Raw genomic sequence first — 22559 nt, forward strand, 5'->3', positions numbered from 1 at the left:
TTTCGCGTACACCCCAAGAACTAGGCGGCGTCAGCCACCTTGCCGGTCACCTCCAGCGTGACCCCGGAAGGCTGCTGCCCCTCGAACTTCCACCGAACCTGCTCCTCCCCCTCGGCATCAGAGTCGACCAGGGTCGGCACCGTCACCTCGAAGGAAGTCTGACCCGGCGGGATGTAGATCCACAGGTACATCCCGGTAGAGGACAACGGCCGCGACGGCGCAACCTCTTCACCCGAGTTGTTGGAGAACCACTCGGCATCGACGTCCGTTGTGGACAGTTCGGTGGCACCGGCAGGCGCGATCGGCAGCCCAGCGAAGATGACACCCGAGTCGGCAGCCTCGGACAGGGTCAGCTTCCAGGTGAGAGACCCGCCCTCCTTCACGCTGTCCGCAACCGGCACGACCGACACAACCGGCGCCGGGTCGTCGTTGCGCACCAGCAACCCACCGAACGCGGCACCGACGACAGCGTTGGAAATCGCCTGCACCCCAACGGGATAGCGGGTGTCGGCACCCCAGCGCGTGTTGGCCGTGTAGGTCACCGGCACCTCTGCGCGGTGCTCGCCCGGCTTGAGCGTCACGAGCTTGGTGGCGGGCTTGTTCTCGGCGTCGTTGTAGAAGAGCCGGATCACACGGGTGCCGTTGCCGGAAGCCGTGACCACGATGTTGTGGGTGTGGGTGCCCGAGTTGCCCTCGTCGACCGTCGTCAGGGTGGCGTCGACACGGCCGAGGTGCGCCGGGATCACCGGGACGAGGCCCTTGTTCCAGCCGTAGGCGTCGATCAGCCACGCCTGGCCGGAGGCGGACTCGGGGACCAGTTCCAGCGCGGCCACCTCGGAAAGGCCTGCGGGCAGCGGAACGCGGACTTCCTGTGCCCACGAAGAACTCGTGCGCTCGGTGCCCGGGAGGCCGGTCACCGAGACCGAACCCAGTGACCTCTTCTGTCCACTTTGGTCAGTCACGGAGACGCCGAAGCTGGTGGCCGGAGTGTTCGCAGGAACGGCCAGGCGCAGCGCCAGCTGCTTCGATCCCCGCACCGACACCGGCGCGGCAGGCCGGATCTCGCCCGCTTGACCCGAAGCCGACCACTGAAGCGACACCGACAGGCGCTCGGGCTGGGCCGAGGCGTAGCGGAAGCCGACGAAGTGCGGCGAGCGGAAGCCACCGCAACCCACGGCGGCGTCACGAGAGATCTGCTGGCACACGCGAGCGCTGCCGGAAACGGTGGTCGTCGCGTCCGGCACGAAGGCCGGCTTGCGGTCGCCGCCGATGGCGTGCGAGAGAACGCGGGCCGGGTCGGCGGACGGGGCGCGGACGCCCGAGCCGTCGAGCAGCGGCAGCACCGACTCGTCGCGGCTGAGGAAGAGGCGCGTGGACGCCGCGATGTAGGTGGCGCCCATGGTCTGCTGCTGGTCCGCGGTCAGCCTGGTCGCCGTTCCCGGTGCACACACCGCGTCCGGCTGCTGGCCCGGCCAGAAGTCGTCGTTCGCGGGCGCCACGGCCTGGCCGGGCGTCCACTCGCTGTTGAAGAAGTTGTGGTTCGCGCCGACCATGTACAGCGCGCTGTGCAACGCCGCGCCACGGCTGATGCCGCGCGTCTGGTCGATGAACATCTGGCCCTGCAGGTCGGACACGTCGCCGTCGCAGCCGGGCAGGAACGTCACCGAGGGCACGTCCGGCGCCGGGTTGTGGCCGAAGATCGTGGGACCGATCAGCACGTCACCGCGGATGTTCCAGCGCACCGGGCCGCTGAACCCGGTGTCGCCGGGCGGCGGGGAGAGGCTGTCCGTCGCGGCGCGGTTGACGCCCTCGCCACCGCGGGAGTGGCCGACCAGCAGCACCTTCGACATGTCGGCCGGCGCGGTCTTCACGACGGCGGGTGCGGAGCCCCGGCCCGCGGACCACTCGGCCCACTTCGCCAGGTGGTGGCGCACCAGCGACGAACGTCCCTGGGCGCCGGCATCGGCGGTCATCGCGTCCTGGGCGTTGATGCCGTTCGCGGAGATCGACACCGTCACGTACCCCTGCGAGGCGAGCAGCTGCTGCGCCTTCAGGTATCCGCGGTGGCTCGGGATCGAGGTCAGGCCGGCCGGGCACGGCCACTGGCCGGTGACCTGGTTCGGATTCGTCTTGCTGTAGCAGGTGGCGTGCCTGCCGTGCAGGAACAGCACGAGCGGCCGCTTGCCGGAAGCGCCCTTGGGCGCGACGACGACGGCGTCCATCTCGATCGGCGCCGCGTAGTCGGGCAGCTTGATCGAGTCGAGCGTGTAGTCCCCGGTCGTCGTGGCGTACGGCCCCGGCTTACCGGGATCCACCGCGGCCTCCGGCTGCAACGCGGGCAGCTCCGGCGCGGAGAGACTGGCCGGCGGCGCCGGCTCGGCGACGTCCAGGCGGCGCCCGGCCGAACGCACCTGGAGCGCGGCGGGGTCCTTCAGCTTGGCGCTCAGCGTGAACGTGCGCAGGTTCGCCGACTCTCTGGCCGTGCCGAGGAGCCGGTCCCCCTCCCAGAACTCGACGCCGGCGTCGGACAACGGCATCGGCGTGGACGCGGTCCACCGGATCACGTCACCGGCGACGGTCCACCCCGGAGTGGACGGCTGTTCCGGCGCGGCGGAGGCCGGCAGCGCGGGTATGACCGCGGCCAGCATTGCAGGTATCAAGAGCGCGACTGTGCGGCGCATGTGTGAATCCCCTCAGAAAAGGACGATCCACTCCGTTCTAGCGACGTCGCGCAGCACACCGCACGTAATTTCGGCGACAAAGTGCCAATTAGGACAGCAACGGTACCCAAGTATTACGCCATACGACCAAATACCCGACGAACGACGGGTTGACGCAGCTCGCAAGGGTGCCGACACCCTCACGAACTCTCGTTGCACCTACCAGGAAAGCACAGGAGCCGTCATTCGTGAAAGTCCGAAACATCACTCTTCTCTGATGTCGGAGTCGCGCTCGTTCTGACGCAGTTTGTTCCACGTCGAGGTCAGTTCGGTCCGGATGCGCGCGATGCGAACCCCGAAGGCCTCGCGGATCTCCTGGGCGTCGACCTCGTCGGGGACGCCGTGGTCGGGGTGCTCGGCGGTCATGGGGAGTGGAGTACCTCCAAACCGGACTCCCCCAAACGTGGGCCCCGTCACTCCTTAGGATCGAACAGGTGAGCACCCACCTCTACCTGCTGCGGCACGGCCAGACCGAGTGGTCCGAGACCGGCAGGCACACGGGACGCACTGACATCGAGCTGACGCCGGAAGGCGAGCAGCAGGCACGGCGGGCGGGCGGCACCCTAGCCCGGCTGCGCGGCACCGACCAGGCGCCGCCGCTCGTGCTGACCAGCCCGCGGCAACGCGCGCGGCGAACCGCCGAGCTCGCCGGGCTGGAGATCAACGCGACGACCGAGGACCTCGCCGAGTGGGACTACGGCGACTACGAGGGCATCACCACTCCGCAGATCCGCGAGCGGGTGCCGGGGTGGACCGTGTGGTCGCACCCGATGCCGAACGGCGAGGCGCACGCGGACGTCGAACGCAGGGCCCGCAAGGTCCTCGACGAGGTGCGGAAGATCCTCCCCGGCGGCGACGTGGTGCTGGTGGGACACGGGCACTTCAGCCGCGTGCTGATCGCCGCGTGGCTCGGCCTGGCCCCCGACCAGGGGGTCCACTTCGGACTTGACCCGGCCGGCATCTGCCAGCTGGGCGACGAGCGGGGCGACCCGCAGGTGCGCAGGCTCAACGTGCCTGCCTGGGAGATGTGATGATCCGGCGGGTGGAACCGCGCGACGTCGACGCGGTCGTGCGACTGGTGCACGAACTGGCCCTGTACGAACGGGCCCCCGAGCAGTGCCACCTCACCTCGGAACAGTTGCACACCGCGCTGTTCGGCGAGAGCCCCGCACTGTTCGGCCATGTGGCCGAAGTGGACGGTCAGGTCGTCGGAATCGCCTTGTGGTTCCTCAACTTCTCGACGTGGGACGGCGTGCACGGCGTCTACCTGGAGGACCTCTACGTCACACCGGAGCAGCGCGGCAGCGGGCTCGGCAAGCAGCTTCTCGAGGCACTCGCCCAGGAGTGCATCGCCAAGGGATACACCCGGCTGCAGTGGTGGGTGCTCAAGTGGAACGAGCCGACGATCGGCTTCTACAAGTCGCTCGGCGCTATCCCGATGGACGAGTGGACGACCATGCGGGTCTCCGACGAGGCGCTGGCTGAGCTGGGCTCTTCACTCTGAAGGTTGACGGAAGGTCTCGAAAGGCTCACGAAACAGGCATTCCACACTGGACGGGTCCACGGTGCTGGCAGCGTCCCGCGACGCCGATCCTCGGCACCATTCGGAAGGACCTACCGTGTACGAAGACTCCGGCACGAGCCCGGTTTCCCTGATCTTCAGCCTCGTCTTCGCCGTGCTCGTCATCGCCGGCCTGTGGGCGACGTTCACGAAGGCCGGCAAGCCCGGCTGGGCAGCGATCATCCCGATCTACAACATCTACGTCTGGCTGAAGGTCGCCGGTCGTCCGGGCTGGTGGCTGATCCTGATGATCATCCCGATCGTCAACTTCGTCATCTCGATCATCGTGTCGCTCGACATCGCGAAGTCGTTCGGCAAGAGCGGCGTGTTCGGGTTCTTCGGCCTGTGGCTGTTCGGCTTCATCGGCTACCCGATGCTCGGCTTCGGCAGCGACCAGTACCGCGGCCCGGCCGCGGCCTGACGCACGCCCGCTAGGCGCAGGCCGGGTCTGTACTTCGGACCCGGCCTTCACTATGGTCGGAAATGAAATCGTTTTCAGAACGTTTCAGACGCCGAGTTGCCGCCGCCCTCGACGCATGATGAGGAAGGACCTCTCAACGATGAGGCGTCGACTGACCGGCGCGTTCGTCGCGCTAGCGGTGGTCATCGCACCGGTGGGCGTGGCGAAGGCAGCCAGCTTCAACGTCAAGGACTACGGGGCGAAGGGCGACGGCAAGGCGATCGACTCGGTCGCCATCGACAAGGCCATCAGCGCCGCCAGCGCGGCGGGCAACGGCATCGTCGAGATCCCGCCGGGCACCTACCTGTCCCGCTCGATCCACCTCAAGAGCAACATCACGATCAACATCCAGCAGGGCGCGCGGATCGTGGCGTCCGGCAGCGGCATCGACGCGCCGGAGCCCAACCCGACCTACGGCAAGTACCAGGACTTCGGGCACAGCCACTTCCGCAACGCGCTGCTGTGGGGCGAGAACGTCGAGAACATCAGCTTCACCGGCAAGGGCGTGATCGACGGCGCCAACAAGCTGGAGACCGGCGAGAACATCCCGGCGGGCAAGGGCGACAAGATGCTGTCGCTCAAGTTCTGCAAGAACGTCAACATCACCGACGTGACGTTCCGCGAGGCCGGTCACTTCGCGATCATCGTCAACGGCTGCAACGGGATGAAGCTCGACCGCATCACCGTCGACACCCCCGACGACCGCGACGGCATCAACTTCATCAACAGCTCCAACGTCGAGCTGTCGAACTCCACGATCATCTCCAGCGACGACGCGGTGGCGTTCAAGAGCGACTACGCCACCGGCAGGACGTTCCTGAGCGAGAACAACATCGTCCGCGACTCGACCATCCAGTCGACCGAGAACAACGCCATCCAGTTCGGCTCGGAGACCTGCGGCAGCTTCAAGAACATCCAGTTCCGCAACCTCAAGGTCACCGGCGCGTCGAAGGCCGGCCTGGGCATGGTGTCGATGGACGGCGCGGTGATCGAGGACGTGCTGTACGAGAACATCCAGCTCACCAGGACCGCCTCGCCGATCTTCATCCACATCGGCAAGCGCGGCCGCTGCCCGAACAGCCCGCCCACCGGCAAGATCCGCAACATCACCTACCGGAACATCACCGGCACGAACCTGACCGCGCCGCGCGACATCCCGGGCGACCCGGAGTACGCGTCCACGATCTCGGGCCGCTCTGACTCGAAGATCACCGGTCTGACGTTCGACAACGTGAAGCTGACCGTGCCCGGCAACCACAAGGAGTCGGACTCGTCGAAGAACCCGCCGGAGGTCTCCGGTGAGTACCCGCCGCGGATCTTCGGCGTGCGGCCCGCGTTCGGGTTCTGGATCCGCAACGCGGTGGACGTGAAGTTCACCGGCAGCACGATCGAGTTCGAGAAGAACGACGGGCGGCCCGCGTTCACCACCGACAGCGTTTCCGGGATCTCGCTCGACGGCGTGAAGGTGGAGCGCAGCACCGGCGCGAGCGACCTGTTGTGGCGCAAGAGCAGTGGCACGTCCGTCACGAACAGCAGCAGCACGAGCGGTCAGGCGTTGCGCGCCAAAGCGAGCTAACCCCTGACCACGCCGACCGCGCCGTAAGTCGACGCGTCAGCCGCGGCAGAAGTGCCGGGAAGCTCGCCGTCCGCCCGCCAATGGGCGGCGAGCACCAGTCCGGGTTCGAGCAGCCGCAGCCCGCAGATGAACTCCTCCACGTCCTGCTTGCTGCGCGGCACCAGCGTGCTCTCGACGCCGTCCGCGAGCTCGACCAGCTGGTCCACCAGCTGCGGCTCGACGTCCTTCGTCAGGTGCGTCAGCGCCAGGACGCTGCCCTCGCACAACGCGGCCCGGTAGCGCGCGACGACACCCGCGGGCTCGTCGAGGATGTACGGGAGGATGCCGACCATCAGCACCGCGGTCGGCTGGGTGAAGTCGATGAGCCGGCGCGTCTCGGGATCGCGCAGCACGGCGCCCACGTCGCAGATGTCCGCCTGCACGATGGCGGCGTTGAGGTTCTCCCGCAGCATGGTCCGGGAGTGCGCGACGGTCACCGGGTCGTGGTCCACGTAGACGACGTGGCAGGACGGGTCGATCGACTGGGCGACCTCGTGCACGTTGCCCGCGGTGGGGATGCCGCTGCCCAGGTCGAGGAACTGGCGGATGCCCATCTCCTCGACGCACAGCCGCACCACGCGGCGCGAGAAGGACCTGATCGTCCGCGCCATCTCGGCGACGGGGAACTTCTTGATGCTCTCCTCGGCCAGCGCACGGTCGACCGCGAAGTTGTGCGCCCCGCCGAGGTAGTAATCGAACAGGCGAGCCATATTTGGGCGTTCGGAACCGCCGTTTGTACTCACCCGCTTCGGGCCGTCCTGCACTGCGCACCTCACCCTGCTCCCGAGCGGCGCGAACGCTGGCAGCACGGTAACCGGCTACTCCGTTCGTGTCCATCCACCATTCGTGAACACGCAGGGTGATGGCCCCCGGCCGAAGCCGAGGGCCACCGCAGGGTTATGCCAGGTCAAACAGGGTTTGTCAGACGCCCGCGTTGGTGGTGATCCAGGAGCGGTAGGTGGCGATGCGGGTGTAGTTGGAGCGCGTCGCGCGGTCCGAGGTGGACGCGACGCCGACCTGACGACCGCCGCCGAACATCGGGCCGCCCGAGTCACCACCGGCGGCGATGCCGTCGACGCGCTGGACGGAGATCGCACGACCACCGCGGTAGTCGGAACCGTTGGGGTTCGTGACGCGGGTGTTCGCGACCTTCAGGTAACGCGACTGGCAGTTGATCTCCGGCTGGTTGGTGCAGGTGGCACCCCAGCCGTAGAGCTGCACGGTCTGGCCGGTGGCCACGCCGTCGCTGCTGCCCGCGAGCGGCGAGAACGGCGCCGACATCGCCGTGCCCACCTGGACGAGCGCCAGGTCCGCCGACGGGTGCTTGATGATCCGGGTACCGGTCACCAGCTGGCCGCCGGAGGTCTGGTCCAGGCTGCCCGCACGGAACGTGTACGTGCCGGAGGACGCCACACAGTGCTCGGCGGTCAGGATCCACCGAGGGGCGATCTTCGTGGCCGAGCAGTTCTCACGGCCGTTCACGAACAAACGGGCCGCGTAGGGGAAGTTCTGCGCGTAGCTGCCACCGATGATCATCGGTGACATGTCCGGGTCTTCCGGAGCAGCCGACGCGACAGGAGCGAGGGAAAGCGCCGCCAGGAAGGCGCCTGCGATCGCAGTCAAAACACGCATGGTTGGTCACCTCGTGAGTGCAGGGAGTGGTTAAACAACCACGCACAGCTTCACTCGGGAGTGTGACCCTGACCACCCGCCGTTAGTCGGCTTTGTCACCTTCGGCCACATCCGTGAGGCCCATCGCCCACTGGCGACCCTCACGGGTGAAAAGCAGCACGAGCACCGCGACGCAGTAGAAGCCGCCCAGCGAGCCGAGCAGCTGCTGGTCCGACGGGCCGTACGCGTACCAGGCGCAGCCGAGCAGCAGCAGCTGCGTGACGATTGCGGGCGAGCGAGCGCCGTGCCGGCCGCGGAACAACATGACCGCCGCGAAGATCACCGCGCCGAACCAGAGCACGAGCACCCCGGCGGCGCCGAGGATCGGGCCTGCCGACGGTGCTCCCCCGAGCACCCGCACGACGAGCGCGACGGCCAGCGCGATGCCGCCCAGACCCTGCAGAAAGGTCAGCACGGCGGCGATCCGCACGGCGCGCGGCGGCGCCGGGGTCTGAGTGGTCACGGGAGACCTTTCCTCACGTTCTGTACTGGTCACGGATCGTAGGCCACCCGGTTGGACGTCTCACTTGGCACGCCAGGCGCGGGAAGATCAAGGGGCCTTCAGCGAGCCGGCGGTCGTCCGGGGTGCACTCGGCTGCGAGGCGTACGCGGTGCGAGCGGAAGGGAGATTTGCGCCACTTTCGTGAAGCTGGAGCCACCCTGAGGGAGGACATGCGCGCGGCTGACGGTCACGCACTGTCTTACTCTCAAGTAGTGCGCGCTCTTCTCGTGGTGAACCCGCAGGCGACTACAACAACGCCGGCGGGCCGTGACGTATTGGCGCACGCACTCGCCAGCGACGTGAAGCTGGAGATCATCGAGACCTCCTACCGCGGCCACGCGGCGGACGCCGCCGGCCAGGCTGCGGCGGACGGCTTCGACCTGGTCATCGCCCACGGCGGCGACGGCACGGTCAACGAGGTGGTCAACGGCATCCTGCGCGACGGCCCACGCCCCAACAAGCCGATGCTCGGCGTCGTGCCGGGCGGTTCGGCGAACGTCTTCGCGGGTGCGCTCGGCATCCCGCGCGACCCGGTCGAGGCGACGCACGTCCTTCTCCAGTCCATCGAGCACGGCACCAAGCGCCGCATCGGGCTCGGTCAGGTCTTCGCCGACGTCATCGAGGGCGGCCGCTGGTTCACGTTCAACGCGGGCATGGGCCTGGACGCCGATGTCGTGGCCGGCGTGGAGGCGAAGCGCGCGAAGGGCCGGAATGCGAGCCCGGCTCTCTATCTGAGGGTCGCTTTGCGGGCTTATGCGCAGAACGTGCGCAAACCGCAGCACTTCACGGTCGAAGTACCGGGAGAAGCGCCGTTCAAGGACGTCGGCATGGTGTTCGTGTCCAACACCGATCCGTGGACGTACTTCGGCGACAAGGCCATCCAGCTCAACCCGAGCACCTCGTTCGACGGCGGCCTCGGCCTCTCGGCGCTGAAGACCCTGCGCGTGCCGACCGTGGGCCGCTATGTCGCCCAAGTGCTGAGCACCGGGAACCCAAAGGGTGGAAATCTCGTTCGGCGCGACGACGTGGGTTATGTCAGAGTGAAGTGCGAGGAGCCCGCCAACCTCCAGGTCGACGGTGATTTCCTCGGTATGACGACTGCAGTGGAGTTCCGGGCAGTCCCCGATGCGTTGACTGTTGCCGTATAAGGAACTTGACAGTCCGTGATCGGTTCGTGACCGTCTCGGTACCCACCCGGGATGTACTGCAGTCGAGTGACAGCAGAGCGTGAAACCCCAGGTGAACGATGTCGATCTTTTGGGTGAGTTCACTCACCGGGTCAGTGCTAACCCCTTGACATCCCAGCCGTTCGTGAAAGCATTCACAAGCACCCCAAAACGACCGCTGACAACCGGCGTGCCCTTGTGCGCGCCTAGGCTGAGGAGTAGTTCCAATGGACTGGCGCCACCGCGCGATCTGCCGCGACGAGGACCCCGAGCTGTTCTTCCCCGTTGGGAACAGTGGTCCCGCGCTGCTTCAGATCGCCGAGGCGAAGACCGTCTGCCGCCGCTGCCCCGTCGTCTCCGACTGCCTCGCGTGGGCGCTCGAGAGCGGCCAGGACGCCGGCGTCTGGGGCGGGATGAGCGAAGACGAGCGCCGCGCTCTCAAGCGCCGCAACGCCCGCACGCGGGCTCGCAGCAACGCCTGACCAGGCAGTTAGCTGCTAGTTAGACCTGAAGAAGAAGCCCGACACCGTGCCAGGTGTCGGGCTTTTTCTTTGTTTTGCACACCCTCCCGCATGACCACGTGAGAGCCGCTGAGGCTGGCCGTCACGTGTGCACGGCGTTAGTTTAGCGCCGCCCTCTGAGGGGCACGCGCAGGACCGCCTCTGTACCGCCTCGGGGCCTGCGCCGCAAGCTCAACGAGCCTCTCAATTCGGAATCAACAAGGGTCCGAACGATCTGCAGACCGAGACGATCGGTGCGCTCCAGAGAGAAACCGGGCGGAAGCCCCTTACCGTCGTCGGAGACCGTCACGTCGAGCCACTTCGCCGACCGCTCGGAGTGCACGACGACCTCTCCGCGCTGGCCAGGGGCGTAGGCGTGCTCGAAGGCGTTCTGCACGAGCTCGGTGAGGACCATGACGAGCGGGGTCGCGATCTCGGCGGAGACCACCCCGAATCCACCCTCGCGGCGCACCTTCACCTCGGTCTCGGTGACCGCCACGTCGCCCATCATCGGGATCACCTTGTCGATCACGTCGTCAAGATCGACTCGCTCGTCCACGGACATCGACAACGTCTCGTGAACCAGTGCGATCGAAGTCACACGGCGGACCGACTCGGCCAGCGCCTCCTTGGCCTCCGGGTTGCTCAACCTGCGGCTCTGCAGCCTGAGCAGAGCGGCCACGGTCTGCAGGTTGTTCTTCACCCGGTGGTGGATCTCGCGGATCGTGGCGTCCTTCGACATCAACGCCCGGTCGCGCCGGCGCACCTCCGTGACGTCGCGGCACAGCACGATCGCACCCGCCGCCTGGCCGCGGGGCCGCAGCGGCAACGCCCGGAACAGGACCGCGGCACCGCGCCGTGACTCGGCCTCCATGCGCATCGACGGCTGGCCGTCCAGCGCGGCACGCATGCGCTGGGCGACCTCGGTGGCGTCGAACGGATCGCCGATGAGGCTGCGGGTCAGCGGTGCGAGGTGCACGCCCACCAGGTCCGACGCGTGGCCCATGCGGTGGTAGGCCGACAGCGCGTTCGGGCTGGCGAACACCACCGCGCCGGACGGATCGAGCCTGATCAGACCGTCGCCGACGCGCGGGCTGGTGTGCACGTCCGGCGACGGTTCGGGTGCGGGGAAGGTGCCGTCCGCGATCATCTGGCAGAGGTCGGCCGCGCTGCCCAGGTACGAGATCTCGAGCGGCGACGGCACGCGCGGGACCGCCAGGTTCGTGCTGCGGCTCAGCACCGCGATGACCTGGGTGCCCAGCCGGACGGGGATGGTTTCGCGGCGCACCGGCACGCCCAGGTGCCAGCGCGGGTCCTCCTCGCGGCAGATCCGTGACTCGTCGATGGCCCTGCGCAGCTGCGGATGCTCCTCGGTGTCCACCTCGCTGCCGACCACGTCCTCCGGGTGAGCCGTCGGCGCCGTAGTGGGACGGGCCTGCGCGACGCACAGGAACTTGTTGTCGTCCAGCGGCACCCACATGTTGAAGTCCGCGAACGAGAGGTCGGAGAGGAGCTGCCACTCCGCGACGACCAGTTGGAGGTGGTCGGCGGCGGCGCCGGAGAGCTTGGTGTGCTCGGCCAGCAGGTCCGTGAGCGTGCTCAGAACTCCTCCATGTCAAACTGGTGGGTGAAGCAGTTCGATCCTAGGAGACACAGATGTCGAAGCGTGCTCGCAAGCGCCGCGACCGCAAAAAGGGCGGCGCCAACCGAGGCAAGCGCCCCAACGCCTGAGTACGACAAAAGCCCTGGTCACATAGCATGTGACCAGGGCTTTTGCGTTGTGTTCAGTCCTCGGTGCGGATCTCCACGATCGTGGCGCGGATGCGCGCCTTCAGATCCGCCGGGGCGTAATCCCCACCACACTTGCGGGCGAGCAGCGCCTTGAGGTGCTCCTCCAGCCCGAACTGCTCCAGGCACGGGTGGCACTCGTCGAGGTGCGTCTGCAGCGCCTGGCGCCGCGTCTGGTCGCATTCCTGGTCCAGGAAGAGCCAGACCTCGGACAGCACCTCGGAGCAGTCGGTGTCGTGGGGTTCGCCGCAGTTCATGACGCGTCTCCGTTGCCGTTCCGGAGGAAACCGCGCTCACGTGCGGTGTCCGCGAGCAGGTCGCGGAGCTGGCGACGGCCCCGGTGCAACCGGGACATCACCGTGCCGATCGGGGTGCCCATGATGTCTGCGATCTCCTTGTACGCGAAGCCTTCGACATCGGCGAGGTAGACCGCGATCCGGAACTCCTCCGGCAACCGCTGCAATGCTTCCTTGACGTCGCTGTCGGGCAGGTTGTCGAGTGCCTCGACCTCGGCGCTGCGCAGCCCGGACGAGGTGTGGCTCTCCGCCTGCGCCAGCTGCCAGTCCGTGATCTCGTCGGTCGGCTGCTGAATCGGCTGGCGCTGCTTCTTGCGGTAGCCGTTGATGTAGGTGTTGGTCAGGATCCGGTACAGCCAGGCCTTGAGGTTCGTACCCTCCGAAAAGGACGCGAACGCCGAGTAGGCCTTGAGGAACGTCTCCTGCACCAGGTCTTCGGCGTCAGCCGGATTGCGCGTCATGCGCAAGGCCGCCGAGTAGAGCTGGTCGAGCATCGGCATCGCGTCGCGCTCGAAACGCGCGGCACGCTCCGCCGTCGTCTCCGTCGTGCCGGTGGCGGGCACCGCGCTCCCTTCCCACTGGATCTGGGTCGGGACCGACAATACGCGGGGCCGCTCGAGCATGTTCGTCACCACGTCTTAGGTAACAACGCACGTGCTGGTAGTAATTCCGCATGGCCGGACGTGGGACGCCCGCCACAGCGCTGCTGGACAAGCAGCGGGTGGCGCACACCTTGCACTCGTACGCGCACGACCCGCGCCACGAGTCCTACGGCCTGGAGGCCGCCGAGGCGCTCGGCCTGGTTCCCGGCCGCGTCTTCAAGACCCTGGTGGCCGAGGTCGACGGCAAGCTCGCGGTCGGCGTCGTGCCGGTGACCGGGCAGCTCGACCTGAAGGGCCTGGCGGCTGCTTTGAAGGGCAAGAAGGCTCGGATGGCCGTCGTCGCCGATGCCGAGCGGGCCACCGGGTACGTCGCGGGCGGGATCTCGCCGCTCGGGCAGAAGAAGCGGTTGCCGGTCGTGGTCGATGCGTCCGCGCTGGAGTTCGAGACCGTGTTCTGCAGTGCCGGACGGCGCGGGCTCGAGGTCGAGATCGCGCCGGCCGAACTGGTTCGCCTCACTTCTGCCATGGTGGCTCCGATCAGCGCTTGAGGCCGTGGCGGCTCACTCGCCGGTCTGGCCGTCGATCGCTTCCCTGAGCAGGTCGGCGTGGCCGTTGTGCCGGGAGTACTCCTCGATCATGTGGGTGAGGATCCAGCGCAGGTTCATCTTCCTGCCGTCCTTCCACGGCGCGCGCTTGACCAGTTGACCGAGGTCGCCGGTTTCGAGTGCCTCGGCGGTGGCCTTGCGGGCGCGGTCGACCTCGTCCTGCCAGAGGGCGTTCAGCTGCTCCGGGGTGTCGTCGGCGGCCGAGTGCCAGTCCCAGTCGTTGTCGGCCTTCCAGTCGACGCTCGCCCACGGCTCCAGCGGCTCCCGGTCGTGCAGGACGACGTGGAACCACTGCTGCTCGACGTAGGCGAGGTGCTTGAGCAGGCCGCCGAGGGTCATCGCCGACTTGGCGGTGGTCTGGTTGAGCTGGTCCGCGGTGAGGCCGTCGGTCTTCCACGCGAGGGTGGCGCGCTGGAACTCCAGGAAGCCCACGAGGGTGGCGAGTTCATCGCCTGCCATCGGGGGTTCCGGGCGGCCCTGCTCGTCCAGTTCGATCGTCATCGAGGCTCCCGAAATTGTCGGTGTCGCCTGGGAGAATAAAAGTAGGGGACCCCCTGGAGGGGACCCTTGCGCGAGCTTGCCGACGTGAGGCGTTTGGTCTATACCGATGGTCTAGACCACAGTGGAGGCAGACGTGCGCATCCTCGACCTCGACCGCACCCAGCTCGCCGCGCTCCGCGGACCGGACCTCACCAGGGCCGTGGCCGCGTCCGAGGGCAGGACCATGGTCGCCGAGGTGTTCGCGGACCGCGCGGCGCTCTCGTTCGACGGTGAGACCGGCGTGCACAACGCCGAGCTGATGGCCGCGTTCGGCGCGGACGTCATCGTGCTGAACATGATCGACCGGGTCTGGGACGGCACCACCTTCCGCTTCCCCGGCCTCGGCGAGTTCGGCAGCCTGCACGAGCTGGCGGCCAGGATCGGCCGTCCGATCGGCGTGAACCTGGAGCCGGGCACCGTGCCGGAGCTGCGCAAAGCGACGCCGGAGAACGCGCGGAGGCTCGCGGACGCGGGTGCCGCGCTGATCGTGCTGACCGCCAACCCCAGCACCGACGGCTCGCTCGACGGCATGGCCAAGGCCACCGAGCTGATCGGGACCGAGGCCGCCCTCTGGGTCGGCAAGATGCACCACGCCGGTCACCCCGAGCCGATCACCGCCCAGAAGCTCGCCAACCTCGTCGACGCGGGCGCGGACGGCGTCATCCTCCCGATCCCCGGCACGCTGCCGGGCGTCACGCGCGAGGCCGCCGCCGAAGCCGTCCAGGCCGTGCACGAAAAAGGGGCAGTCGTGATGGGCGCGATCGGCACATCTCAGGAGGGCTCGCACACCAACGTGGTGCCGCAGCTCGCGCTCATGGCCAAGGAGATCGGGGTCGACGCGCACCACATCGGCGACTGCTTCCTGCCGGGCATGGGCGATCCCGAGTTCCTCTACGCGTACTCGGTGGCCGTGCGTGGGCGCCGGCACACGTGGACGCGGATGGCTCGTTAGTCGAGCGGACGCAGCACGCGGTCCAGCCACTCACCGACAAAACGGCCCACGTCCCCGACCGAAGCCTTCAGCGAGTGGTCGCCTTTCAGCAGGATGACCTCGCGGTGGTGAGCCGACGGCGGCAGGCCGAACGGGTCGTTCTCGCCCTGCACGACCAGGGTGGCGACCTCGACGCCGTCCAGCTCGGCCAGGCGGGACTTCTCCGGCTTGCCCGGCGGGTGCACCGGGAACGCCAGGCACAGCACCGCGACGGCCTGGCCCTCCACCGAGGTGCGGCAGGCCACGCGTGCGCCGGACGACCGGCCCCCGAACACCAGGGGCAGGCCGTCGAACCAGCGTTCGCCGAGGTCGTCGACCACGGAGAGCCAGGCCGTGTCGAGCTGGCCCGCGGGTGCGGGGGCGCGGCGGCCGGCCACGCGGTAGGGCTGTTCGATCAGGGCCACGTGCACGCCGACGGAGTTCGCGGCGTGGCACGCGGCCACCAGATCCGGGGCCTCGACGCCGCCACCGGCGCCGTGGCCCAGCAACAGGGCTGCACGCGGTTCGTGGGCACAGTGCAGTGAGGCCCGTGCCGGGCCGTGCGGCGTGTCCACCAACAGCGTTGTCACGACAGCTCGAACAACGTGGGTGAGGGCTTCTCGTCTTCGGTCAGCGAGACGCGGTCCATCAGGTGCGGGTTGTTGTTCTTCACGCTGTTCACCTCCGTCGACACCGGACGGAGCTCCAGCGCGTCGACGATCGACGGTTCCGGAGCCAGTAGTTCGCTCGGATCCAGCGACTCCGGGTTGAGCCATGCGGCCCAACGGTCCTGAGGCAGCAGCAACGGCATGCGGTGGTGCACCTCGGTCATCGCGCCGATGGCGTCCGTGGTGAGCACCGCGCACGTGACCGTCGGAACGTCGTCTTTCCACCACACGGACCAGATGCCGGCCATGGCCAGCGACGCGTCGTCCCCGAGGGTGATGAAGTACGGCTGCTTGCGCCCCTCGCCCGGCTGCCATTCGTACCAACCGGCGGCGGGGATGATGCAGCGGCGCTTCATCGCGGACTGCTTGTAGGCGGGCTTGCTCAGCACGCTCTCCGCGCGGGCGTTGATCATCTTGGCCGCGCCGGAGAGGTCCTTGGCCCAGTGCGGGACCAGGCCCCAGCGCATGACGCGGACGCTGCGTTCCAGCTCCTCGTCCTCGGGTTTGCGCTCGACCACCGCCATGACGTGCTTGGTGGGAGCGATGTTGTAGTCCGCCCCAGGCGCCTCGTCGCCGGTTCCGTCCACCGCGTCGAACTCGGCCGCCAGCAGCGCCGGGTCCTTGGTGGAGGCGTACCTACCACACAAAACCGATCACCTCCGAAGTCGTCATCGTCGCACGTCGGAAACACCTGTGCGAGCCGCCCCAGTAGCTATGCGGGATCATTCAGGCATGACTCAGCACTGGTCAGCCCCCAGCGCAGCAGGCCCAGTCCACTCGACGGTGCCGGTGCCCGGCTCGAAGTCGATCACGAACCGCGTTCTGGTGCTCGCGGCACTGGCCGACGGACCCTCCACGGTGCACGCGCCGTTGCGCAGTCGCGACACCGTGTTGATGGCGGCCGCGCTCACGTCGCTGGGCGTCACGTTCACCGATCGCGAGGACGGCGGCTGGGACGTGCTGCCCGGTCTGCTGCGCGGACCGGCCGACATCGACTGCGGGCTGGCCGGCACGGTCATGCGCTTCCTGCCGCCCGCCGCCGCGATCGCCGAGGGCGAGATCCGGTTCGACGGCGACCCGCACGCCCGCAAGCGCCCGATGAGCACGGTGCTGAGTGCGTTGCGCGGCCTCGGTGCGGAGGTCGAGGGCGACGCGCTGCCGTTCACGTTGCACGGCACGGGATCGCTGCCCGGCGGCGAGGTGACGATCGACGCTTCGGGCTCGTCGCAGTTCGTGTCCGGGCTGCTGCTTTCCGGCGCGCGCTACGACAAGGGCGTGACGGTGCGGCACGACGGCAAGCCCGTGCCTTCGTTGCCGCACATCGACATGACGGTCGAGACGCTGCGTTCGGTCGGCGTGCGGGTGGAGACCGGCCCGAACGTCTGGCACGTCGAGCCCGGCCCGATCGCCGCGCGCACGTGGCGCGTGGAGCCGGACCTGTCGAACGCGACGGTGTTCCTGGCGGCGGCCGCGGTGACCGGCGGCGAGGTGACGGTGCCCGGCTGGCCCGCGCAGACGACGCAGGCGGGCGACGCGGTGCGCGACATCCTGACGCGGATGGGGTGCACGGTCGAGTTGTCCGAGCGCGGCCTGACCGTGCGGGGCCCGGCGAAACTGTCCGGTTTGGACATCGACCTGCACGACGAGAGCGAGCTGACCCCGACGGTCGCCGCCCTCGCGGCGCTGGCCGAGGGCCAGACGATCATCCGCGGTGTCGCGCACATCCGCGGCCACGAGACGGACCGGATCGCGGCGCTGGTCAACGAGATCAACGCGGTGGGCGGCAACGCCACGGAGACCGAGGACGGCCTGATCATCGACCCGCGGCCGCTGCACGGCGGTGTGTGGAAGTCCTACGCGGACCATCGGATGGCGACCGCGGGCGCGATCATCGGGCTGGTGGTGCCCGGCATCTCGGTGGACGACATCGGTTCGACGACGAAGACGATCCCCGATTTCCCGGGGATGTGGGACGCCATGCTCACGGGGACGCGCTGACGTGAGCAAGCGGGACTGGCGCAAGCTCGACGAGTCCGACGTGCGCGTGCGCCCCGGCAAGGGGACGCGCCCACGCAGCAAGAGGCGGCCAGAACACGCCGACGCCGAGACCGCGATGGTGATCGGCGTGGACCGCGGCCGCTGGACGTGCGCGATGGAGTCCGGCGCCGTCGTCACCGCGATGCGTGCGCGCGAACTGGGCCGCACGCCCGTGGTGGTGGGCGACCAGGTCGGCATCGTCGGTGACACGACGGGCCAGCCGGACACGCTGGCCCGCATCGTGCGCGTCGGGGAGCGGACGTCGGTGCTGCGCAGGACCGCGGACGACACGGACCCGTTCGAACGCGTCGTCGTCGCGAACGCCTCCCAGCTCATCATGGTGGTCGCGCTGGTGGATCCACCGCCGCGCACGGGTTTCATCGACCGCTGCCTGGTCGCCGCCTACGCCGGCGGCCTGGAACCGGTGCTGTGCCTGACGAAGTCGGACCTCGCGTCCGCGGATTCGTTGCTGGCCCTCTACACCGAGCTCGACGTGCCGGTGATCGTGACGCGGTTCGACGAGGAACCGGCCGCGCTGCGGGCCCGCCTGGCGGACACGGTGTCGTGCCTGATCGGCCACTCCGGCGTCGGCAAGTCCACATTGGTCAACAAGCTCGTGCCGGACGCGAACCGCGCGGTGGGCGTGGTGTCCGGTGTGGGCAAGGGCCGGCACACCTCCACCCAGGCCGTGGCGCTGCGGCTGCCGGAGGGCGGCTGGGTCGTGGACACGCCCGGCATCAGGTCCTTCGGGCTCGCGCACATCACGCCGAACGACATCGTGAAGGCGTTCCCGGACTTCGCGGAGGCCGCCGAGGAGTGCCCGCCCGGCTGCGGTCATCTTGGCAGCCCGGAGGATCCGGGCTGCATGCTGGACGAGCTGGTGCCTGGCTCGCCTGGCCGGCTGGAGTCGCTGCGGCGGTTGCTGGCGTCACGTGCCGGGATGGACGATTACGGTCTGGACGATTCCGCGGAATGAGCTTGCGCCGATCCGGCAAACTCACCGCATGAGCAGACTTCTGGGGGTCGTCGCGCTGTGTGCCGCGCTCTCCGCGTGCACGAGCACGGTGTCCACCCCCAGGCCGGTGCCGGCCACGACGAGGCAGGCGCTGCCCGATCTCGACACGGTCGACCCCTGCTCGTTGCTCGGTGCGTCGGACTTCAAGAAGCCGTTCACGAGGCAGCCGGAGCGGTTGACGACCCTGCTGTCGTGCACCTGGGCCACCGAGGACGAGGCCGTGTGGCTGAGCGTCGAACAGGAGTCGCTGGAGCAGGGAAAGGTCCGGGTGCGCGACGGCTCCGAACTGACGGTCGAGGGCCGCAAGGCGTGGTGGGGTGTCACCACAGAACGCGTCAAGGATTCGCAGGAGTTCAGCGTGGGGATCATCGTGATCGAGTTGGAAGTGGACAGCGTGCTGGTGCTGCGTGCGCTGCGAACACCGCCGAGCTACAGCGTCGGGATGGCCGCCCGTGAGCGGTCCGTCAAGGTGCTGCAAAGGTTGGCGCCGTGAAGAGGCTGATCCCGCTGCTGCTGCTCGGCGCGCTGGCCGCGTGCACCGCCGAGCAACCCGCTCCCCCGAAGTTCGATGCCGTCGACGCCTGCACGCTGCTCGCGTCCGGTGACGCGGGCAACCTGAAGGGCACGGCCAAGGCCGATCGAGCGTGCGACTTCACGTTCGACTCGCTGACGGCGCGGGTGACGCTGCTGACCTCGACGTACGAGGACGCGTCGAAGCCGCTGCAGGCAGACGGCGGCTACGGCGCCGTGATCGGTGATCGCCCGATGACCCGCCGCTGTGCGGATGCCTCGGGCGAGGTGACGTGCGATGCCGTCGTCGAGGTGCGGGCCGGGCAGTTGATCGGGCTGAAGGTGGTGCAGCGCAGCCACGACCCGAACGCGCTCGGGCAGGTCACGCAGGGGCTCGCCGCCAAGGCGCTGGAACGGTTGCCGAAGTGAAGCTCTGGTTGCCACTGCTGGTTCTGCTCGCGGGCTGCGCCACCGCTCCGGTGACGACCATGCCGTCGAGCACGACGAGCGAGACAACGACGACGGTCGCCACAACGTCACCGCGCATCGACACGCCACGCAAGCTCGCCGGCGCCGACCCGTGCCGGATGCTCGCCGCCGAAGACTTCGACCAGTCGCTGAACGGCACTCCGCAGCCGTATCCGGACATCCCGCGGTCCTGCGCGTTCCGGGTGGGATCCGGCGCCGAGACGGATCTGGTCGTGCTGGTGGCGTTCGCGGAGGCCTACGCAAAGCCCGGAAAGGCTTTGGAAATGCTCATCGGTGATGGCCACTCAGCGGCGACTTCGTGCGCCGGCTCGGCTGATGCCATGGAATGCACCACGCTCGTGGCAGTCAACGCGACCGAGTCGTTGAAGATCATCGCGCACCTGCGGGACGGCAACGCCGACCAGGTCGCCTCGATCTCGCAGGGCTACGCCGCAAAGGCGTTCGAACGAGTGGCTGTCACATCCTGACGCGCTGCCTCGTCCACCGGTCATGAAGGTATTCGTGATCGGTGCGACGGGTGTGCTCGGACGGGAAGCGGTGCCGCTGCTGCGGGCCGCCGGCCACGAGGTCGGGGTGCTCGACCGGCACACCACCTCGATGTTCGACCCTGACCAGCTCGCCGCCGCGCTGACGGGCTACGACGCCGTCATCAACCTCGCCACCCGCATCCCGCTCAGCGTGAAGGCCGTGCTGGCCAGCGCCTGGGCGGAGAACAACCGCCTCCGCACCGAAGGCAGCGCCGCACTCGTCGAGGCCGCGCGGAAGGCAGGCGTCGGGCGGATCGTGCAGGAGGGCATCTCGTTCGTCTACGCGGACGGCGGCGATCAGGAGCTCGACGAGAACGCTCCCATCAAGCCGGTCGGGCACATCGCGAGCTCGGTGCAGGCACAGCAGAACGTTCTCGCGCGCCCCGGCGGCGTGTTCCTGCGCTTCGGGATGCTGATGGGCGGCGAGGCGATGTCCCCGCCGGTGCTCGTGGGCGACGGCTGGATGTCGGTCGTGCACCCCGGTGACGCGGCGGCCGCGGCCGTCGCCGCCCTCGACGCGCCGCCCGGCATCTACAACGTCGGATCGCCGGTGTTGAAGCGGGACCTGGGCATCACACGGCTGCCCCGGTTCTTGGGCAGGTTCGCGGCGTCGTTCGAGGTGTTCGGGCGGTCGCAGCGGGTGGTGAGCACGAAGCTCACCGAGGCGACGGGCTGGAAGCCGCGCTAACCCATGTGCGGGTACTGGTGATCCGTGGGCGGCACCAGGGTTTCCTTGATGGCGCGCGGGCTCGTCCAGCGCTGCAGGTTGTAGATCGAGCCCGCCTTGTCGTTGGTGCCGGAGCCGCGCGAGCCGCCGAACGGCTGCTGCCCGACGACGGCGCCGGTCGGCTTGTCGTTGACGTAGAAGTTGCCCGCCGCGAACCGCAAAGCCTTGTGCGCCTGCTCGACGGCCACGCGGTCGCGCGCGAAGATCGCGCCGGTCAGCGCGTACGGGGTGGACGTGTCGATGGTCTCCATGATCTTCGGGAAGTCCGCGTCCTCGTAGACGTGCACGGCGAGGATCGGCCCGAAGTACTCCGTCGTGAAGATGTCGTGGTGCGGGTCGGTGCCGAGCAGCACGGCCGGGTCGACGAAGTAGCCGACCGAGTCGTCGCACGTGCCGCCCGCGAGCACCTCGACCGACGTGGACGCGGACGCCATCAGCAACGCGTCCTTGTGCTTGGCGAACGCGCGGTGGTCGATCACCGCGCCGCCGAACGCCGACAGGTCCCTGACATCGCCGTACGCCAAGGACTTCGTGACGTCGAGCAGACGTTCGCGGACCCCGCCGTCCCACAACGACCGCGCAACGTACGCACGTGAGGCGGCGCTGCACTTCTGACCCTGGTACTCGAAAGCACCGCGGACCAGACCCGTGACGAGCGACTTCGGGTCCGCGGAAGGGTGGGCCAGCACGAAGTCCTTGCCGCCGGTCTCGCCGACGATGCGCGGATAGGCGCGGTAGTTGTCGAGATTGGTCGCCATGGTCTGCCAGAGCGCCTTGAACGTGCGGGTCGAGCCGGTGAAGTGCAGGCCGGCGAAGAACCTGTCCCGCATCGCCACCTCGCTCACCGCGTGGCCGTCACCGGTGACGAGGTTGATCACGCCCGGCGGCAGGCCCGCCTCCTCCAGCAGCCGCATGGTGAAGTGCGCGGCGAGCTGCTGCGTGGGGCTCGGTTTCCAGACCACGGTGTTGCCCATCAGCGCGGGTGCCAGCGGCAGGTTGCCCGCGATCGCGGTGAAGTTGAACGGCGTGATCGCCACGACGAACCCGTCGAGCGGCCGGTGGTCCATCCGGTTCCACCCGCCAGGGCTGGAGATCGGCTGCTCCGCGAGGATGCGGCGGCCGAAGTGGACGTTGAAGCGGAGAAAGTCGATCAGCTCGCACGCCGAGTCGATCTCGGCCTGCTGCGCGGACTTCGACTGCCCGAGGATCGTGGCGGCGTTGAGGGTGTCGCGCCACGGACCGCTCAGCAGGTCCGCCGCCCTCAGCACGACCGCGGCCCGCTCGTCGAACGGCAGCTCCTGCCAGCCGGGCGCCGCGTGCTGGGCGGCCCGCACCGCATCCGCGACGTCGGCGGAGGTGGCCTGCGCGGACACCCCGAGCACGTGCCGGCGATCGTGCGGCTGAACCACGTCGATGCGCTCGCCGCCACCCATCCGCTGCTGACCGCCGATGGTCATGGTCAGCTCGTGGGTCGTGCCTTCGAGGTTGACGATGCGTGCCTGCAGACTGGCTCGTTCAGCGCTACCAGGAGCGTAGGTGTGCACTGGCTCGTTGACCGGTTCGGGTGCAGACGTTACGGCGTCCATTCCC

27 protein-coding genes are annotated in these 22559 nt (G+C 68.5%); 15 read left to right on the forward strand and 12 right to left on the reverse strand.

The genetic code is table 11. The features are described 5' to 3' along the window. Positions 1–20: 20 nt before the first annotated feature. Positions 21–2681: an alpha/beta hydrolase family protein gene (locus tag ACIA8G_RS16760; RefSeq protein ID WP_396419373.1), complete on the reverse strand. Its 2661-nt coding sequence runs from the start codon at positions 2679–2681 to the stop codon at positions 21–23. Between the two features lie 243 nt (positions 2682–2924). After that, on the reverse strand, positions 2925–3086 hold the full coding sequence (locus ACIA8G_RS16765) for a hypothetical protein (protein ID WP_396419374.1): 162 nt from the start codon (positions 3084–3086) through the stop codon (positions 2925–2927). A gap of 68 nt (positions 3087–3154) precedes the next feature. Between ACIA8G_RS16765 and ACIA8G_RS16770 the strand changes: the two genes are divergently transcribed. From ACIA8G_RS16770 to ACIA8G_RS16785, 4 genes are all read left to right on the forward strand, one after another. Beyond that, positions 3155–3751 carry a histidine phosphatase family protein gene (locus tag ACIA8G_RS16770; RefSeq protein ID WP_396419375.1) on the forward strand — a complete coding sequence of 199 codons (597 nt, stop codon included), beginning with the start codon at positions 3155–3157 and terminating at the stop codon, positions 3749–3751. Continuing rightward, complete coding sequence (locus ACIA8G_RS16775; RefSeq protein ID WP_396419376.1) at positions 3751–4224, forward strand: GNAT family N-acetyltransferase; 474 nt, start codon at positions 3751–3753, stop codon at positions 4222–4224. Before ACIA8G_RS16770 ends, ACIA8G_RS16775 begins: the two co-directional genes overlap by 1 nt. 115 nt (positions 4225–4339) lie before the next feature. Beyond that, entirely contained in the window at positions 4340–4702 is a 363-nt protein-coding gene (locus ACIA8G_RS16780; protein WP_396419377.1) for a DUF5684 domain-containing protein, read from the forward strand. Between the two features lie 139 nt (positions 4703–4841). Beyond that, the gene (locus tag ACIA8G_RS16785) at positions 4842–6317 is read left to right on the forward strand and encodes a glycoside hydrolase family 28 protein (protein ID WP_396419378.1); all 1476 of its coding nucleotides are present in this window, start codon (positions 4842–4844) and stop codon (positions 6315–6317) included. Here ACIA8G_RS16785 and ACIA8G_RS16790 read toward each other — a convergent pair. The 3 genes from ACIA8G_RS16790 to ACIA8G_RS16800 all read right to left on the reverse strand — a co-directional run bounded on the left by ACIA8G_RS16790 (position 6314) and on the right by ACIA8G_RS16800 (position 8490). Beyond that, a complete protein-coding gene (locus ACIA8G_RS16790; protein ID WP_396419379.1) occupies positions 6314–7165 on the reverse strand; it encodes an SAM-dependent methyltransferase in 852 nt (283 codons plus the stop codon). The two genes, ACIA8G_RS16785 and ACIA8G_RS16790, sit on opposite strands and share 4 nt — an antisense overlap. Positions 7166–7277: 112 nt before the next feature. Continuing rightward, on the reverse strand, positions 7278–7988 hold the full coding sequence (locus ACIA8G_RS16795; protein WP_396419380.1) for a S1 family peptidase: 711 nt from the start codon (positions 7986–7988) through the stop codon (positions 7278–7280). An 82-nt stretch (positions 7989–8070) separates the two neighbouring features. Next, complete coding sequence (locus ACIA8G_RS16800) at positions 8071–8490, reverse strand: hypothetical protein (RefSeq protein WP_396419381.1); 420 nt, start codon at positions 8488–8490, stop codon at positions 8071–8073. 251 nt (positions 8491–8741) lie between these two features. Here ACIA8G_RS16800 and ACIA8G_RS16805 point away from each other — a divergent pair, with 251 nt between their 5' ends. Beyond that, entirely contained in the window at positions 8742–9677 is a 936-nt protein-coding gene (locus tag ACIA8G_RS16805; protein WP_396419382.1) for a diacylglycerol/lipid kinase family protein, read from the forward strand. Between the two features lie 245 nt (positions 9678–9922). Next, a complete protein-coding gene (locus tag ACIA8G_RS16810) occupies positions 9923–10177 on the forward strand; it encodes a WhiB family transcriptional regulator (protein ID WP_015104912.1) in 255 nt (84 codons plus the stop codon). 142 nt (positions 10178–10319) lie between these two features. Here the strand turns inward: ACIA8G_RS16810 and ACIA8G_RS16815 are convergent, their stop codons facing one another. Further along, a complete protein-coding gene (locus tag ACIA8G_RS16815) occupies positions 10320–11798 on the reverse strand; it encodes a sensor histidine kinase (protein ID WP_396419674.1) in 1479 nt (492 codons plus the stop codon). Between the two features lie 53 nt (positions 11799–11851). On the opposite strand from ACIA8G_RS16815, the gene ACIA8G_RS16820 reads away from it, so the two are divergent. After that, positions 11852–11926, forward strand: a complete 75-nt coding sequence (locus tag ACIA8G_RS16820; RefSeq protein WP_369809028.1) for a 50S ribosomal protein bL37 — start codon at positions 11852–11854, stop codon at positions 11924–11926. Between the two features lie 53 nt (positions 11927–11979). On the opposite strand, the gene rsrA is transcribed toward ACIA8G_RS16820, so the two are convergent. Then, the gene (rsrA, locus tag ACIA8G_RS16825; protein ID WP_396419383.1) at positions 11980–12240 is read right to left on the reverse strand and encodes a mycothiol system anti-sigma-R factor; all 261 of its coding nucleotides are present in this window, start codon (positions 12238–12240) and stop codon (positions 11980–11982) included. Next, positions 12237–12902, reverse strand: coding sequence for a sigma-70 family RNA polymerase sigma factor (locus tag ACIA8G_RS16830; RefSeq protein ID WP_396419384.1), 666 nt, complete (start codon positions 12900–12902; stop codon positions 12237–12239). Before ACIA8G_RS16830 ends, rsrA begins: the two co-directional genes overlap by 4 nt. A gap of 50 nt (positions 12903–12952) precedes the next feature. Between ACIA8G_RS16830 and ybaK the strand changes: the two genes are divergently transcribed. Continuing rightward, positions 12953–13429 (forward strand): Cys-tRNA(Pro) deacylase, encoded by a 477-nt coding sequence (gene ybaK, locus ACIA8G_RS16835; protein WP_396419385.1) that lies wholly within the window; start codon positions 12953–12955, stop codon positions 13427–13429. A gap of 12 nt (positions 13430–13441) precedes the next feature. Here ybaK and ACIA8G_RS16840 read toward each other — a convergent pair whose 3' ends face one another. Then, positions 13442–13987 (reverse strand): DinB family protein, encoded by a 546-nt coding sequence (locus tag ACIA8G_RS16840; RefSeq protein WP_396419386.1) that lies wholly within the window; start codon positions 13985–13987, stop codon positions 13442–13444. A 133-nt stretch (positions 13988–14120) separates the two neighbouring features. Between ACIA8G_RS16840 and ACIA8G_RS16845 the strand changes: the two genes are divergently transcribed. After that, positions 14121–14978, forward strand: a complete 858-nt coding sequence (locus ACIA8G_RS16845) for a hypothetical protein (protein ID WP_396419387.1) — start codon at positions 14121–14123, stop codon at positions 14976–14978. On the opposite strand, the gene ACIA8G_RS16850 is transcribed toward ACIA8G_RS16845, so the two are convergent. Together ACIA8G_RS16850 and ACIA8G_RS16855 are read right to left on the reverse strand one after the other, a co-directional pair. Continuing rightward, on the reverse strand, positions 14975–15586 hold the full coding sequence (locus ACIA8G_RS16850) for an alpha/beta family hydrolase (protein WP_396419388.1): 612 nt from the start codon (positions 15584–15586) through the stop codon (positions 14975–14977). The genes ACIA8G_RS16845 and ACIA8G_RS16850 overlap by 4 nt on opposite strands. Continuing rightward, complete coding sequence (locus tag ACIA8G_RS16855) at positions 15583–16311, reverse strand: SOS response-associated peptidase (RefSeq protein ID WP_396419389.1); 729 nt, start codon at positions 16309–16311, stop codon at positions 15583–15585. The genes ACIA8G_RS16850 and ACIA8G_RS16855 overlap by 4 nt, the downstream gene beginning before the upstream one ends. An 85-nt stretch (positions 16312–16396) precedes the next feature. Here ACIA8G_RS16855 and aroA point away from each other — a divergent pair, with 85 nt between their 5' ends. The 6 genes from aroA to ACIA8G_RS16885 are packed head-to-tail and all read left to right on the forward strand — an operon-like array spanning position 16397 to position 20930. Further along, a complete protein-coding gene (gene aroA, locus ACIA8G_RS16860; RefSeq protein WP_396419390.1) occupies positions 16397–17662 on the forward strand; it encodes a 3-phosphoshikimate 1-carboxyvinyltransferase in 1266 nt (421 codons plus the stop codon). 1 nt (position 17663) lies between these two features. Continuing rightward, entirely contained in the window at positions 17664–18677 is a 1014-nt protein-coding gene (rsgA, locus tag ACIA8G_RS16865; protein WP_396419391.1) for a ribosome small subunit-dependent GTPase A, read from the forward strand. Between the two features lie 28 nt (positions 18678–18705). Continuing rightward, positions 18706–19209, forward strand: coding sequence for a hypothetical protein (locus ACIA8G_RS16870; RefSeq protein ID WP_396419392.1), 504 nt, complete (start codon positions 18706–18708; stop codon positions 19207–19209). Next, entirely contained in the window at positions 19206–19655 is a 450-nt protein-coding gene (locus ACIA8G_RS16875; protein ID WP_396419393.1) for a hypothetical protein, read from the forward strand. Before ACIA8G_RS16870 ends, ACIA8G_RS16875 begins: the two co-directional genes overlap by 4 nt. Further along, positions 19652–20182 carry a hypothetical protein gene (locus tag ACIA8G_RS16880; RefSeq protein ID WP_396419394.1) on the forward strand — a complete coding sequence of 177 codons (531 nt, stop codon included), beginning with the start codon at positions 19652–19654 and terminating at the stop codon, positions 20180–20182. Before ACIA8G_RS16875 ends, ACIA8G_RS16880 begins: the two co-directional genes overlap by 4 nt. A gap of 34 nt (positions 20183–20216) precedes the next feature. Next, a complete protein-coding gene (locus ACIA8G_RS16885; protein ID WP_396419395.1) occupies positions 20217–20930 on the forward strand; it encodes an NAD-dependent epimerase/dehydratase family protein in 714 nt (237 codons plus the stop codon). Here ACIA8G_RS16885 and pruA read toward each other — a convergent pair. After that, positions 20927–22555 carry an L-glutamate gamma-semialdehyde dehydrogenase gene (gene pruA / locus ACIA8G_RS16890; protein WP_396419396.1) on the reverse strand — a complete coding sequence of 543 codons (1629 nt, stop codon included), beginning with the start codon at positions 22553–22555 and terminating at the stop codon, positions 20927–20929. The genes ACIA8G_RS16885 and pruA overlap by 4 nt on opposite strands. Between the last annotated feature and the right edge of the window lie 4 nt (positions 22556–22559).

Origin of the sequence: Lentzea sp. NPDC051213 (assembly GCF_044455585.1) — a bacterium.
Lineage (GTDB): Bacteria > Actinomycetota > Actinomycetes > Mycobacteriales > Pseudonocardiaceae > Lentzea.

Coding starts and splice junctions, on each gene's coding strand:
- ACIA8G_RS16760 (WP_396419373.1), bottom strand. CDS start 2,681: ATGCGCCGCACAGTCGCGCTCTTGATACCTGCAATGCTGGCCGCGGTC.
- ACIA8G_RS16765 (WP_396419374.1), bottom strand. CDS start 3,086: ATGACCGCCGAGCACCCCGACCACGGCGTCCCCGACGAGGTCGACGCC.
- ACIA8G_RS16775 (WP_396419376.1), top strand. CDS start 3,751: ATGATCCGGCGGGTGGAACCGCGCGACGTCGACGCGGTCGTGCGACTG.
- ACIA8G_RS16785 (WP_396419378.1), top strand. CDS start 4,842: ATGAGGCGTCGACTGACCGGCGCGTTCGTCGCGCTAGCGGTGGTCATC.
- ACIA8G_RS16795 (WP_396419380.1), bottom strand. CDS start 7,988: ATGCGTGTTTTGACTGCGATCGCAGGCGCCTTCCTGGCGGCGCTTTCC.
- ACIA8G_RS16810 (WP_015104912.1), top strand. CDS start 9,923: ATGGACTGGCGCCACCGCGCGATCTGCCGCGACGAGGACCCCGAGCTG.
- rsrA (WP_396419383.1), bottom strand. CDS start 12,240: ATGAACTGCGGCGAACCCCACGACACCGACTGCTCCGAGGTGCTGTCC.
- ACIA8G_RS16830 (WP_396419384.1), bottom strand. CDS start 12,902: ATGCTCGAGCGGCCCCGCGTATTGTCGGTCCCGACCCAGATCCAGTGG.
- ybaK (WP_396419385.1), top strand. CDS start 12,953: ATGGCCGGACGTGGGACGCCCGCCACAGCGCTGCTGGACAAGCAGCGG.
- ACIA8G_RS16840 (WP_396419386.1), bottom strand. CDS start 13,987: ATGACGATCGAACTGGACGAGCAGGGCCGCCCGGAACCCCCGATGGCA.
- aroA (WP_396419390.1), top strand. CDS start 16,397: ATGACTCAGCACTGGTCAGCCCCCAGCGCAGCAGGCCCAGTCCACTCG.
- ACIA8G_RS16870 (WP_396419392.1), top strand. CDS start 18,706: ATGAGCAGACTTCTGGGGGTCGTCGCGCTGTGTGCCGCGCTCTCCGCG.
- pruA (WP_396419396.1), bottom strand. CDS start 22,555: ATGGACGCCGTAACGTCTGCACCCGAACCGGTCAACGAGCCAGTGCAC.